Raw genomic sequence first — 13,840 nt, 5'->3', positions numbered from 1 at the left:
TGACAGTCGATCACGACCGTCCATACTGGTATATACCTTTATGGGAGGGTCCGGGTAGAAAACCAGGGGGACTTCGCGCTCGTCGGCCGACGGAAGGTCTGAGGGGTCCTTCCGTCGGCCGCGCGAAGGCCGGTCACCGGCAGTGTTGACACACATACTGGTACGAACCAGTATGTCTCCTGCCGTCCGGGAGGAGAAACATGACGGGGGCACACGTCCGGATCGACAACCGGCTGATCCACGGTCAGGTCACCGTCGCGTGGACCCGCCGCCTCGGCGTGCGCCGGCTGATCGTCTGCAACGACGAAGTCGCCGCCGACGACCTCCAGCTCATGCTGCTCCCGCAGGCCGCCCGCGGGCTGCCCACCGACGTGCTCTCGGTCGAGGCCACGCTGGCCGCCGAGGCCGGCGCGGACGCCATGATCATCGCCAAGCACCCCGAAGACGTCTTCCGCCTCGTCGAGGGCGGGCTGCGGCCCGAGGTCGTCAACGTCGGCAACGTCGCCCCCCGGCCGGGTGATTCCTACACCATGGTCACCCGCTCGGTCGCGGTCACCGCGGACGAGGCCGACGCCTACCGCAAGGTCGCCGCCGCGGGCGTCGCGCTGGTCACCCAGCTGCTGCCGCAGGACAAGGCCGCCGATTTTGTCCCTCTGCTCGACCGGAAAGGGCTGTAACCGGAGCATGCTCGTCGCGCTGGCCCTGACCCTCTGGGCGATCTACTGCACCTACGACGGGCTCGGCCCGTTCCTCATCTACGCCCAGCGCCCGCTCATCGCCGGCTCGGTGGCCGGGCTGATCACCGGCCACCCCCTGCTCGGCCTGCTGATCGGCGCGACGCTGGAGCTGGCGGCGCTGGGTGTCTACACCTACGGCGGCGCGACGATCCCGGACTACCAGACCGGCGCGATCGTCGGCACCGCGCTGGCCGCGGGGGCGGCGGGCGCCCCGGCGGCGCAGGCCGCGATCGGCATCGGCGTCGGGCTGCCGGCGGCGATCCTGCTCTCGGCCCTGGACCCGGTCGGCAAGATGGTCACCACCGGGCTGGTCCACCGCGCCGACGGCTACGCCGCCGACGGCAACGCGCGCGGCCTGGCCGTCATTCACTGGGTGAGCCTGGTCCCGTGGGTCGCGGTGCGCGCGATCCCGACGTTCCTCGCCGCGCTCGCCGCGTCCGGCGGGCTGGTCAAGGACATCACCGCGAGCATCCCGGCCGGGTTCGTGCAGGGCATGACGCTGGCCGGGTCGCTGCTGCCGGCGGTCGGCTTCGCGCTGCTGCTCGGCATGATGGAGCTGTCGCGCTACTGGTACCTGCTGCTCATCGGGTTCGTCGGGTTCGCCTACCTGCACCTGCCGGTGCTGGGGATCGCGCTGATCGGCGTCGCGGTCGCGATGCTGTTCGTGACGCTCAAGCGGGACGAGCCCGCCCTCGTCGTCCCCGAAGCGGCCCCAGAGTCGTTCACCGCGGAGTCCACAATGGATTCCAGGCTGACGAAACAGGACCTCCGGCGGGTGTTCCGCCGGTACTTCTGGTCGAGCCAGATCTCCTGGAACTACGAGCGGATGCAGGCGCTCGGGTTCGCGTACTCGATGGAGCCCGTGCTGCGCCGGCTGTACCCGGAGAAGGCCGACTACGTCGCCGGTCTGCAGCGGCACCTGCAGTTCTTCAACACCTCGGTGCTCGTCGGCGGCCCGCTGATCCTCGGCTCCAGCGTCGCGCTGGAGGAGGCGGGGACGCCGAAGTCGGCGGCGAGCACCAAGGTCGCGCTGATGGGGCCGCTGGCCGGCATCGGCGACACCGTCGTCTTCGCGCTGTACAACAGCATCGTCTTCACCATGGGTGCGTCGTGGGCGCTGCAGGGCAACTGGCTCGGCCCCGCGTTCGCCGCGGTGATGGTGCTCGTGCCGTACGCGCTGGTGCGGCGCTGGCAGTTCGGGTTCGCCTACCGCGAAGGGAAGCGGCTGGCCGGGCACCTCGCCGCCGGGGCGCTCGCGCGCGTGGCGCAGGGGGCGACCGTGCTCGGGTTCGTCGTGCTCGGCGGGTTCATCCCGTCGATCGTCAAGGTCGTCACCACGCTGACCTACCGGCAGACCACCACGGTCCAGGGGCAGCCGGTGACGCAGTCCGTGGCGATCCAGGACCGGCTCGACGAGCTCCTGCCGTTCCTGCTGCCGGTGCTGGTCACCGCCGGGGTTTACCTGCTGACGGCCAAGGCCCGGCTGCGGCCGGTCTGGGTCATCGGCATCGTCGTCGTCGCCGGGGTCGTCCTGGGGTGGCTCGGCTGGTTCGCGCCATCGGCCCCGGTGAAGAGTTAGGAGTCCGCCATGCCCGTCCCGATCATCCTCGCCGGCCACGGCCGGCTGCCCTCCGGCGTCGGCGAGGCCGCCGAGATGATCCTCGGCCCGCAGTCGCGGCTGAAGGTCTGCGAGCTGAGCCCGCGCGACAGCCCGGAGGAGTTCGGCGCCCGGCTGCTCGCGCTGACCGGCGACGCCGGCGGCGTGCTCGTGCTCGCCGATCTGCACGGCGGCTCGCCGTTCAACGCCGTCCGCACGCTCGCGGCCGCGCACCCGCACCTCCAGCTGGTCTCCGGCCTGAACCTGCCGATGCTGCTGGAAGTCCTGCTGCACACGACCGACGACGTCACCGAGCTCGCCGGGGTGGCCCGCGCCGCCGGCCGCGACGGTGTCGTCGACGTCCTGGAATCGACCTGGTGACCGCCGCGCTCCTGCTCGCCGCGCAAGACGTCCGGATCACGCCGGGGCCCGGGCACCCGCTCGGCGGCTACCTGGCCCGGCACGGCGTCGCGACCGGCACGCACGACGACCTCGAGGCGTCGCTGATCTGGCTGTCCACCGAGGACGACCCCGGCGTGGTGTGGGTGGCGCTGGACGCGCTCGCGGTCGACGCCGGGCTGACCCGCACCCTGGCCGACGCGGTCGCCGCGGCGGTGGGCATCGACCCGGACCGGGTGCTCGTCTGCGCGTCGCACACGCATTCCGGGCCCGAGGGCTGGACCGGCCCGCTGCACCCCGGGCTGCCGGGGCGGCGCGACGCCGGGCTGGTCGGCGGCATGGCGGAGAAGGTCACCGGCGCGGCGCTGCGGCTGCGCGCCTGCCGCAGCCGGGTCCGGGCCCGCTGGCACGCGGGTTCGACGGAAGCCGTCGGCGGCAACCGCTACCGGCCCGACGGGCCGCACGACACGTCGTTCGGCGTCCTCGAGCTGCGCCGCGACGACGGCACCCCGGCCGCGCTGCTGTTCGACTACGCCAGCCACCCCACGGTGCTCGGCCCGGACAACCTGTCCTGGTCGGCGGACTGGCCGGGCGCGACCCGCCGCGAGCTGGCCACGCTGACCGGCCGGCCGGTCGCGGCGTTCCTGCAGGGCGCGGCGGGCGACGCGAGCTCCCGGTTCGTCCGCCGCGGCCGCGACCACGCCGAGGTCCGCACGCTCGGCGGCCACCTGGCGACGTCGATCGCGCGCACGTTGGCGGCGGTGTCTTCGCCGCCCGCGGCGGCCGGCCCGGTCCACCTGACGCGCTCGACGCTGCACCTGCCCTACCGCGACGTGCCTTCGCTCGAGGACAGCCTCAGCCTGCGGCAGACGGCGGAGGCGGAGTGGCAGCGCGAGCTGGCCCACCACGGCGAGGACCACCCGGCGGTCCGGATCGCGCAGACCCGCTACGAGGGCTGCGCGATGCTGGCGACGATGGCGGCGGGCGGCCGGCCGACCGGCTGCGCCGAGGTGCCGGTCAGCGTGGTGTCGCTCGGGGACATCGCCTGGCTGCACACGCCGTTCGAGCTGTTCGCGTCCCTGGGGCTGCGCATCCGGCGGGGCAGCCCGTTCCGCCACACCCGCGTGATCGGCTACACGGACGGGTACCTGGGGTACCTGCCGGACGCGGCCGGCCACCGCGACGGGATCTACGAGTCGTACGTGACGCTGTTCGACCCGGAGGCGGGGGACGAGCTGGTGGAGCACTGCCTGAAGGTGCTGCGGGCGCATGAGGTCAGCCGCTGCCGCTAGGCCCGTTGCCCGCTCAGGAGGATGGGCTGCGCCGCGCCTGGGTGAACACCGTGTAGCGGTCCGCGCGGTACAGCGAGCGGCCCGCTTCGATGACGCCGCCGCTCTGGTCGTGCAGCGTGCCCTCGATGATCAGGCACGGCTGGGTGGCTTCGATGCCGAGCAGGGCCGCGTCGTGGCTGTTCGGCAGCACCGCGGAGATCGCCGTGTCGTTCCACTCCGGGCGCACGCCCCAGCGTTCCTCGATCGTGCGGTGGAGGGACTGGGTTTCCCAGTCGAACAGCTCGATGTCCGGGAACCGGTCGACGGACAGGTTGGTGCGCTCGACCGCGAACGGCTCGTCTTCGACGTAGCGGAGCCGTTCGAGCCGGAACACCCGGGCGCCCGGCGGCACGTTCAGCCGTCCGGCGATGCGCGGGCCCGCGCTCTCCACCTCCGCGTGCAGCACCTTCGTCTTCGGCACCACCCCGCGGGCCTGCATGTCCTCGGTGAACGAGGTCAGCATGTCGATGTGCGCCGCCTGCCGTTCCGCGGTGAACGTCGCGGTGCCGTGCTGGCGGTACAGGACGCCGTCCGCGACCAGGCGGTTGATCTCCTGCCGCACGGTGCCGCGGGCCACCTGGAAGTGCTCGGCGAGGAACCGCTCCGACGGCATCAGCCTGCCCGGACCGGCTTCCGTCGCGACGCTTTCGAGGATTTCGCGCAGCTGGTCGCCCTTCGGCCGCCCCGGCTGCAGCGCGTCCGGGAGGCGCAGATCGGCCGCGGGGACGTGTTTCGGACGGGGCATGGCTTCAGTATGTCGCGCCACGGGCACGGAGGTAATACCCACCGCGGCTCAGCCGGTGGCGCTCCGGTCGTGAGTGGTAACGCGGGTTAGAACCCGCTTTACCACTCACGACCGGCCGCGGCAGACCGGTCATCCCGTGGCCCGGTCGCCGAGGCGGGCCAGGAAATCCGCGGCGAGAGCTTCCCCCGTGACGTGCCCGACGGCGCGGTAGAGCGCCTGGGATTCCCGGGCCGTTCCGTCGGCCAGCCTCGACCGCCCGGCCGCCGCTTCGACGGCCGCCAAGCCCAGCAACGCCTCCGCTTCCACCACGCGGAACCCGCCCGCGCGGGCCGCGTCGAGTGCCGTGCGCGCGTGCTCGCCCGCCTCGGCCGCCCGCCCGTCGGCGGCCAAGACCCGTGCCAGCGTCGCCGCCGCTTCCGCGAGCTGGCCCCGCAGGCCGGACTCCGCCGTCAGCTGCCTGGCCTCGCGCAGGACGCGTTCCGCGGCGCCGAGATCGCCCCGGCTCTCCTCCGCCCGGCCGAGCGCGATCAGCGCCGCCGCCTCCACCTGCCGGTCGCCGTCGCGGCGGACGCGCTCCAGCGCCGTCTCCGCCGTCGCCACCGCCGCCGCGTGCTCGCCGCGGGCGATCTGCAGGGCGCTCACGACGTTCAACGCCGTCGCCTCGCCGAAGCTGGACCCGAGGTCGCGGAAGGCCAGCAACGCCTGGTCGAGGATCTCCCCGGACTCCGCCAGCCGCCCGGTGGCCAGCAGCACCCAGCCGAGGTCGGCGAGGTTGGCGGCCTCCCAGAACGCGAGGTCCTCCTTGCGGGCCAGCGCGATCGCCTCGACCAGGCAGTCCTCGGCCTGCTCCAGCCGGCCCAGCTGCCGGTAGTGGCAGCTCAGCGAGTTCAGCGCGAGGGCTTCGCCCGACCGGTTGGCCAGCTCGCGGAACAGCTGGATCGCACGGCGGCTGTGCTCGACGGCCTCCGACAGCCTGCCGGTCCACTCCAGCATCGCCCCGAGGTTCGCGACGGCCGTGGCCTCGCACTGCCGCCAGCCGCACGCCCGGCTGGCCAGCACCGCCTTCTCCGAGTGCCGGATGCCCGCTTCGTGCTGGCCTTCGCGGAAGTACGCGCCGCCGATGGACAGGTGCACCAGCGCCTCGGCCGGCTGCGCGCCGTGGTCCTGCGCCGCGCGCAGCACGATCGGGGCCAGCTCGAGCCACTCCGCGCGGCGGCCGTGGTCGTGGAAGAACCGCCGCAACGCGTCGGCGAGGTACCAGGCGCCGGGGTACGGCCCGCGCGTCGCGGCCTGCCGCAGCACCGCCGCCAGGTTCGGCACCTCGACGTCCAGCCAGGCCACGGCTTCGGCGGCGCCGGCGAAGGCGACCGGGCTCGGTGCCGACGGCGCGTCTTCGCGGGGCAGCGCCACGATCCGCGCGCCGAGCAGCGCGACGGCGGCGTCCGCGGCCGCGCAGTAGCCGGTGAACAGCCGCTCCCACGCCCGTTCTCGCGCCGGCTCGTCTTCCTCGGCGCGGACGCACCGCTCGGCGTAGCGCCGGGCGAGGTCGTGGAACCGGTAGCGGCGGGGCGCGTGCGCTTCGAGCAGGTTCGCCGCGGTCAGCCCGCGCAGCCGCCGGGTCGCGTCCTCGACGGGCACCTCCAGCAGGGCCGCCGCGGCGATCGCCGTGAAGTCGGCTCCCGGCACCAGCGCGAGCAGCCGGAACGCCTGCCGCAGCCCGGGGGCCAGTGCCTGGTAGGACACCGAAAACGCCTTCGCGACGGCGCTTTCGCCGTCGAAGCCGAGGTGGGCGAGGGGATCGCCGCGCAGCTCGTCGACCAGCTCGCCGATGCTGGCGACCCCGGTGTTCGCCGCGGCGATCCGCAGGGCCAGTGGGTGGTGGCCGCAGAGGCGGGCCAGCTCGGCCGCCGCTTCCGGCTCCGCGGCGGTCCGGTCGCCGAGCAGCGCGGTCAGCAGCGCCCGGGAGTCGTCCTCGCGCAGCTGCGTGAGGCTCAGCGACCGCGCGCCGACGCGGGCGACCAGCTCGTCGAGCCGGTGGCGGCTGGTCACCAGCACCCGGCCCGACGACGGCAGCAGCGGCAGCACCTGGGCGGTGTCGCGGGCGTTGTCCAGCACCACCAGGGCCTGCCGGTCGGCCAGCAGCGAGCGGTAGAGCTTGCTCTGGTCGTCGACGCCCGGCGGCACGTCCCGCAGGTCGACACCGAGGGTCCGCAGCAGCTGCGCGAGCGCGGCGGCGGGGGTGAGGGGCTCGTCTTCGGCGTCGAAGCCGCGCAGGTTCACGTACAGCTGGCCGTCGGGGTAGCGCGCCCGCGCGGTGTGGGCCCAGTGCACGGCCAGCGCGGTCTTGCCGACGCCGGCGGTGCCGGTGATCACCCAGACGTCGCCGGGTTCGCCGAGCGTGGCCAGCTCCGCCGCCCGGCCGGCGAACCCGCGGACGTCCAGCGGCAGCTCGGCGGGCCGCGGGGTGACCGGGGCGGCGGGCGGCGCCGGTTCGCCTTCGCCGCGCAGGATCCGCAGCCGCAGGTCCTGCAGGGCCTGGCCGGGTTCGATGCCCAGTTCGTCGACCAGCAGGTCGTGCGCCCGCGTGTACGTCTCGAGCGCTTCCGGGGTGCGGCCGCAGCGGTGCAGCGCGAGCATCAGCGCGGCCCGCAGCCGTTCGCGGAACGGGTGTTCGTCGACGAGCCGCCGCAGCTCCCCGACCACCTCGCCGTGCCGTCCCGCCGCGAGCTCCTGCTCGTACAGCTCCTCCAGCACGACGAGCCGGCGTTCGGCCAGCGCCGGGCCCTCGCGCTCGGTCAGCGCCTCGCTCGCCCCGCCGAGCGGGGTGCCCTCCCAGAGCGCCAGCGCGGCCCGCAGGTGCGCGACGGCCTCGGCCCCGGCGGTGGCCCTGGCCTTGGCGACCTCGGCTTCGAACACGTCGAGGTCCCGCTCGCCGGGTGCGACCTCGATGAGGTAGCCGGGCGCGCGCCGCACGATGACGTCGCGGCCGAGCAGCTTCCGCAGTTCCGAGATGTGCACCTGGAGCCGCCCGCGCACGCTCGGCGGCGCGTTCTCGCCCCAGGTCAGGTCGATGAGGCGGTCTTCGGTGACGACGCGGCCGGGGTTCAGCAGCAGCGCGGCCAGCACGGACGTCTGTTTCCGGCCACCGGGGCGGACCACGCCCGTTTCGCCGAGGACCGTGACCGGTCCGAGCAGGCGGTAGCGCACGTATTGCCCCCCGGAAGGCGGACCGAAGCGGAACGGAAGTGCCGTGATCGACCCTAGCGCCGGGCGAGGTGGAGGGGAGGCCACGGGTGGACAGAGACGACGCGGAGCGCCTGTTGTTCGTCTGCTTCCCGGACGCCGGGGAAGCGGCCGGTCGCTACCGGGCGTGGCGCGATCCGCGGATCGCCGTGCACGTCGTGGAGCTGCCCGGCCGGGGCGAGCGCCGGGACGAGCACCCGTACCGGGACATGTGGCTGCTGGTCGAGGCCTTGGCCGGGGAACTGGCCGGGGTCCTCGAGAGCCCGCACGTGCTGTTCGGGGCCGGGCTCGGCGCGCTGGTCGCCTACCGGCTGGCCCAGCGCCGGGTGGCCGCGGGACTGGGGGTCTCGCGGGCACTCGTCGTGGCGCACCAGGCGCCGCCGGACCGGGCCGCGCGGGTCGTGCCGGAGCAGGCGGACCGCGCCGACGTCAGCCTGCTGGGCAGCGACGCGCACCTGCCGGTGGCGCCGCCGCTGCCGTGCCCCATCCGCGGGTTCGGGGAGCCGCCGCTGATGACCGGCTGGGGGGAGCACACGAGCGCCGGGTTCGTGCTCACGCCGGCCCGGGCGCAGGACAACGCCGCCCTGCTGCGCGACGCGGTCCTGCGGTCGGCCTACCTGATTTCCGCCTTGGCCGTGCAGGGGGCCGCACCGCCGTCGAGGCTGACCGGGGCGTAACCCGGGGGTGGTCCTCGGCCAGAATTACGTAAGCGCTGTTATAATTCGCGGGTGATCCGGCCGTGCCCCTGACCCGCGCTCTCGTCGACGTCACCCCGCTTCGCACGTCACCGCCGTTCCGGCGGCTCTGGCTGGGCCGGGTCCTCTCCGGTCTCGGTTCCCAGATGACCCTCGTCGCCGTGATGTTCCAGGTCTGGGAGCAGACGCGGAGCACCGTGTGGACCGGCGCCGTCGGGCTCGCGCAGGCGCTGCCCGTCGTCGGGTTCGGGCTGTTCGCCGGCGCGCTGGTGGACCGCGTCGACCGGCGGAAGTTCGCCCTCGTCACCACGACCGGGCAAGCGGTCTGCTCGGTGTTCCTCGCCGTGCAGGGGTTCCTCGGGGACGTGCCGGTGGTCGCGGTGCTGGGGCTGGTGGCGGTCCAGTCGTGTTTCGTCGCGGGCGGCGGACCGGCGGCGCGCACGTTCGTCCCGCGGCTGCTGCCGCCGGAGCAGCTGTCCGCCGGCCTGGCGCTGGACCGCATCGCCTTCCAGGGCGCGATGCTCCTGGGCCCGGCGCTCGGCGGTCTCGTCCTCGGCCGGTTCGGCGTCGGCGGCTGCTACCTCGTGGACGCGCTCACGTTCGGCATGGCCTTCTACGGCGTGTTCGGCCTCCCGGCGATGCGCCCCGGCGGCGAACCGCCCCGGCCGGGGCTGCGCGGCGTGCTCGACGGGCTCGCGTTCCTCGTGCGGACGCCGGTGGTGCGCGGCGCGCTGCTGACCGACCTGGCCGTGACGGTGTTCTCGATGCCGATCAGCCTCTTCCCGCTGGTCAACGCGGAGCGGTTCGCGGGCAACCCGCGCACGCTGGGGTTGTTCCTGTCGGCGGTCGCGGTCGGCGGCGTCGTGGCGTCGGTGTTTTCGGGATCGTTCACGCGGAGGTCCCGGCCGGGCCGGGTGATGCTCGCGGGATCGGCGGTCTGGGGTGGCGCGCTGGTGGGGTTCGGGCTGGTCCCGGACCCGTGGCTGGGCTTGGCGTGCCTGGTGCTGGCGGGGGCGGCCGACACGGTTTCGGTCGTGTCGCGCGGCGCGCTGGTCCAGCTGGCCACCCCGGACGCATTGCTGGGCCGGGTGGCGGCGGCCGAGCAGATCGTCGGCCAGGCGGGCCCGGACATCGGGAACCTGCGGGGAGGTCTCGTGGCGGGGATGACGTCGGGGACGGTCGCGTTGGTGAGCGGGGGAGTGCTGGGAGTGGCGGCGGTGGTGTTGATCGGGGCGGCTACCCCGGGCTTGCGTCGGTTCGCGACGCCCGCCAAGGCGGTGGCGGGGTAGGCGAAGGGCATAGCTTGCGCTGGTCTGCGACACCCGCCAAGGCGGGCCGCCGCTGACCCTCGCCACGCCACCCAGGCGGCGCCGTTCACGTGAGGCGGGCAGCCAACCCGTCCAGTACGCGGTCCAAGCCGTACCGGAAGCCGTCGCCTCGGGTTGATTCCGGGTCGTTCTCCTCTTCGGCCGTGGCGAGGGCGTGCAGGCGGGGGTACTGCCTGGTGGCCTCGATCGCCGCCGGGCGGAGGCGGGCCACCCACTCCTGCTCCGATTGGCCGCTGCGGGCCAGTGTGGTCAGCCAGGCCGCCTCCGTTGTGCCCGTTCCGATCACGTACGCCATCACCGTGCCCAGCGCACGGTCCGCCTCGGGCAGGTCGAACCCGGCGGCTTCGAAGAGGCCCAGCATCCGCTCGTTCAGCCGCATCACGTTCGGGCCCAGGTACGCCAACCCGACCTGGCCGAGCACCGACGCGATCCACGCGTGCCGCACCAGCACCGCCCGGACGCTTTCGGCGCAGACGGTCACCGCCGTCCGCCAGTCCCGGCCCCAGATGTCCGGGACCTCGATCTGGCCGTAGACCTCGTCGACGACCAGCTCCAGCAGCTCGTCCTTGTTCGCCACGTGCCGGTACAGCGAAGTCGCGCCGGCGTCCAGGCGCGCGCCCAGCTTGCGCATGCTCAGCGCTTCGACGCCTTCGGTGTCCAGCAGCTCGAGCGCCCCGGCCACGATCTGCGCCCGGCTCAGCGCCGGCTGCTCCCGTCGCCGCTGCGGCCGTGTCCACACCGACGCCACGGGCTGTTCCTCGGCCATCGTCCGGCCTCCTCTCGTCCGTTCCACTCTAGCGCACGCCGTACGCCGATTGCGTACGTCGTTCGGGTATGCGTACAGTGTGCGCAAAGATGGAACACTGTACGCATGGAGGGAACACCGATGACTTTCGACTCCGCCCGCTGGCAGCGCCGGTTCGACGAGCTGCGTGCCGTGCACCACGTCCCGGGCGCCGCCCTCGCCGTGCTCGCCGGCGGCGAGATCCACGAACTCGCCACCGGCGTGCTGCACCGCGGCACCGGCGTGGCCGCGACGACCGATTCGCTGTTCCAGGCCGGCTCGATCACCAAGATCCACACCGCGACGCTCGTCATGCAGCTCGCCGAGGAGGGCAGGCTGGACCTCGACGCGCCGGTCCGCGCCGTGCTGCCGGGCTTCACGGTCGCCGATCCCGCCGCCTCGGCGACGATCACCGCCCGGCAGCTGCTGTCCCACACGAGCGGGCTCACCTGCGACTTCACCCACGACACCGGACGCGGCGACGACTGCCTCGCCGCCTACGTCGAGGCGGCAGGCGACGTCCCCCTCGACTGTCCACCCGGGACGGCCATCTCCTACAGCAGCGTCGGCTACAACGTCCTCGGCCGGATCGTCGAGGTCCTCACCGGGCAAACCTGGGACGCCGCCCTCCGGGACCGGCTCTGCACCCCGCTCGGCCTCACGCACACGGTGACGCTCCCCGAAGACGTCCTGCGCTTCCGGGCCGCCATGGGGCACCTCGGCGGCCCGGGCGCCGACCCCGACCCGGCGCCGGTGTGGAACCCGCTGCCGCGTTCGGCGGGGCCGTACGGCGGGGTCCTCTGCGCCACCGCGGCCGATGTCCTGCGGCTCGCCCGGATGCACCTCGACGGCGGCGCCGCACCGGACGGAACCCGGTTGCTGCGCCCGGAAACCGTCGCCGCGATGCAGCGGCGCGAGACCGACTGTCCCGACAAGTGGACGGTCGACTCCGACGGCTGGGGCCTCGGCTGGACGCTCTACGACTGGGACGGCACCCCCGGCTTCGGCCACGACGGCGCGACGATCGGCCAGTACGGTTTCCTGCGCGTGGCACCGGAAAGCGGAGTGGCGGCCGTGCTGCTGACCAACGGCGGGGGCGCCCGGCGGCTGTATTCGGACCTCTTCCGGGAGCTGCTCGGCGAACTGGCCGGGGTCCGCATGCCGGCACCGTTCGGCCCGCCCGCGGAGCCGGTGCCGGCCGGCCTCGGCGACCGCGTGGGCACCTACCGGCGGGAGGGCGTCGAGATCACCGTGTCGGAGCGCGACGGTGTCCCGCACCTGCGGTACGCGTTCGTCGACGGCATGGCCGGCCTGGCGCCGGCGATCGAGTCGGACCTCGTCGCCGTCTCGGAGACGGTGTTCGCCGGGCGGGCCGACGGTGCCTTCAGCGACGCCTGGATGCCGGTCGTGTTCTCGGAGCTGACGGACGGCACCGGCTGCGTGTACGTCGGCATGCGGGCGACGCCGAAGGTCACCTGACCGCGGAAGCAGAATTCTTTCTTCATTCGTCGAATCTGCGTGCGCAATTCGTTCACCGCTATTGGGAGGCAGGTGCGCGATTCGTTTGCGAATAGGTCGTCGAACATGGAGCGTGACGATGAAGTCACGCTCTGTTGGTAGCCATCTGCAGTGATGTGCTGGTCCGGTTGGCGGATATCGATCACGCTCTGTGCAGGTTTCTCGTGGGTTTGTTTCCTGCCGTGATCATCGGCTCGGCAGTTTCCGGCAACGATTTGCGGACGCGGAAATCGTCATCTACAGTCCGGCGAATCACGGCTCGACGAGCCGGATTCCGTGATCCGAAGATTCTTCCGCGAGGAGTGGCATGCTTCAACGCGCCTCGACACGCCGGCTCGCCGTGCTCGCCCTGATCCCCGTCCTGCTGCTGAGCGGCTGCAGCCGGCTGAAGGGCTCCAGCGGGGCCGGTGCCGTCGAAAAGCCGTCGATCAAGGTCGCGATCCTCACCACCGTGGACCTCGCCCCGCTGTGGCTGGCGCAGGAGGGCGGCTACTTCAAGGCCGAGGGGCTGGAGGTGCAGACCGACGTCGGTGCCAGCGGGCAGGAGACGCTGAGCCGGATGACGAGCGGCCAGGACGACCTCGCGCTGTCCACCTACACGCTGTTCTTCCTGGCGAAGAGCAGCGGCTCGGCGGACATCAAGCTGGTGACCGACGGGACTTCGGCGAGCCCGCGCAGCAACGAGGTCGTCACCGTGCCGAACTCGCCGGTGAAGACCGTCGACGACCTCGAGGGCAAGCGGATCGCCATCAGCTCGAAGAACGCCGCTTCGGACGTGCTGACCCGGTCGGTGATGCGGGACCACGGCGTCGACCCGGGCAAGGTGCAGTGGGTCCCGATGCCGCTGCCGGAGATGAGCGCCGCGCTGGCGCAGGGCCGGGTCGACGCGGCCTACCAGCCGGAGCCGTTCCTCACCCAGGCGGCCAGGACCGCCGGTGCGTACCCGGTCATCGACGCCGCCAGCGGCAGCACGCAGAACTTCCCCCTCACCGGCTACGCCGCCACCGCGAAGTGGGTTCAGGACCACCCGAAGACACTCGCGGCGTTCCAGCGGGCGATGCTCAACGCCACGCGCGCCGCGGTGGACCGGGCCCGGATCGAGCCGCTCGTCGTCCGCAACGCCCGCGTGGACCAGGACATCGCCAGCCTGATGGTGATGCCCGCCTTCGGGTCCACCCTGGACGCCCGCCGCATCCAGCGGGTGCCGGACCTGCTGCAGCAGCTCGGCGTGGTCCAGACGAGGATCGACGCCTCCTCGATGATCGCCCCGCAGACCGGCAGCGGCTGAGCGGCGGCCGACGGCAAAAGGGCGGGTGCGTGCACCCGCCCTTTTCTTGTGCCGTCAAGACTTTTTCGTGGTCGGCGGCTATCGCGAAATTTCCGGACCACCCGCGCCGGAGTCGGCGTTTCGGCGGTTCGCACCTTGACACGACCGCCGCCGCAGCCCACCCTCTTCATACCGA

11 protein-coding genes are annotated in these 13,840 nt (G+C 73.2%); 8 read left to right on the top strand and 3 right to left on the bottom strand.

Features of this window, described 5'->3' with window-relative positions:
* Positions 1-200 precede the first annotated feature (200 nt).
* The 4 genes from Q5425_RS37910 to Q5425_RS37895 are packed head-to-tail and all read left to right on the top strand — an operon-like array spanning position 201 to position 4,025.
* A complete protein-coding gene (locus Q5425_RS37910) occupies positions 201-677 on the top strand; it encodes a PTS sugar transporter subunit IIB (protein ID WP_308677224.1) in 477 nt (158 codons plus the stop codon).
* Positions 678-684: 7 nt separating this feature from the next.
* Entirely contained in the window at positions 685-2,316 is a 1,632-nt protein-coding gene (locus tag Q5425_RS37905) for a PTS system mannose/fructose/sorbose family transporter subunit IID (protein WP_308677223.1), read from the top strand.
* A 9-nt stretch (positions 2,317-2,325) separates the two neighbouring features.
* Positions 2,326-2,715: a PTS mannose transporter subunit IIAB gene (locus tag Q5425_RS37900; RefSeq protein WP_308677222.1), complete on the top strand. Its 390-nt coding sequence runs from the start codon at positions 2,326-2,328 to the stop codon at positions 2,713-2,715.
* Positions 2,712-4,025, top strand: a complete 1,314-nt coding sequence (locus Q5425_RS37895) for a hypothetical protein (protein WP_308677221.1) — start codon at positions 2,712-2,714, stop codon at positions 4,023-4,025. Before Q5425_RS37900 ends, Q5425_RS37895 begins: the two co-directional genes overlap by 4 nt.
* 13 nt (positions 4,026-4,038) lie before the next feature.
* Here Q5425_RS37895 and Q5425_RS37890 read toward each other — a convergent pair whose 3' ends face one another.
* Together Q5425_RS37890 and Q5425_RS37885 are read right to left on the bottom strand one after the other, a co-directional pair.
* Positions 4,039-4,809: a GntR family transcriptional regulator gene (locus tag Q5425_RS37890; RefSeq protein WP_308677220.1), complete on the bottom strand. Its 771-nt coding sequence runs from the start codon at positions 4,807-4,809 to the stop codon at positions 4,039-4,041.
* Positions 4,810-4,938: 129 nt separating this feature from the next.
* Positions 4,939-8,016, bottom strand: a complete 3,078-nt coding sequence (locus Q5425_RS37885; RefSeq protein WP_308677219.1) for a BTAD domain-containing putative transcriptional regulator — start codon at positions 8,014-8,016, stop codon at positions 4,939-4,941.
* An 86-nt stretch (positions 8,017-8,102) separates the two neighbouring features.
* On the opposite strand from Q5425_RS37885, the gene Q5425_RS37880 reads away from it, so the two are divergent.
* Together Q5425_RS37880 and Q5425_RS37875 are read left to right on the top strand one after the other, a co-directional pair.
* Positions 8,103-8,729, top strand: coding sequence for a thioesterase domain-containing protein (locus tag Q5425_RS37880; protein ID WP_308677218.1), 627 nt, complete (start codon positions 8,103-8,105; stop codon positions 8,727-8,729).
* Positions 8,730-8,791: 62 nt separating this feature from the next.
* The gene (locus tag Q5425_RS37875; protein WP_308677217.1) at positions 8,792-10,036 is read left to right on the top strand and encodes an MFS transporter; all 1,245 of its coding nucleotides are present in this window, start codon (positions 8,792-8,794) and stop codon (positions 10,034-10,036) included.
* Between the two features lie 85 nt (positions 10,037-10,121).
* Here Q5425_RS37875 and Q5425_RS37870 read toward each other — a convergent pair whose 3' ends face one another.
* Positions 10,122-10,841 carry a TetR/AcrR family transcriptional regulator gene (locus Q5425_RS37870; protein ID WP_308677216.1) on the bottom strand — a complete coding sequence of 240 codons (720 nt, stop codon included), beginning with the start codon at positions 10,839-10,841 and terminating at the stop codon, positions 10,122-10,124.
* Between the two features lie 120 nt (positions 10,842-10,961).
* On the opposite strand from Q5425_RS37870, the gene Q5425_RS37865 reads away from it, so the two are divergent.
* Both Q5425_RS37865 and Q5425_RS37860 read left to right on the top strand, forming a co-directional pair.
* The gene (locus Q5425_RS37865; RefSeq protein ID WP_308677214.1) at positions 10,962-12,338 is read left to right on the top strand and encodes a serine hydrolase domain-containing protein; all 1,377 of its coding nucleotides are present in this window, start codon (positions 10,962-10,964) and stop codon (positions 12,336-12,338) included.
* Positions 12,339-12,684: 346 nt separating this feature from the next.
* Positions 12,685-13,665 (top strand): ABC transporter substrate-binding protein, encoded by a 981-nt coding sequence (locus tag Q5425_RS37860; RefSeq protein WP_308677213.1) that lies wholly within the window; start codon positions 12,685-12,687, stop codon positions 13,663-13,665.
* Positions 13,666-13,840: the final 175 nt, after the last annotated feature.

The sequence above is a fragment of the Amycolatopsis sp. A133 genome (assembly GCF_031082405.1).
Taxonomy (GTDB): Bacteria; Actinomycetota; Actinomycetes; order Mycobacteriales; family Pseudonocardiaceae; genus Amycolatopsis.
The sequence above is the reverse complement of the archived record's forward strand: the minus strand, read 5'-3'. Positions and strand labels throughout refer to the sequence as shown.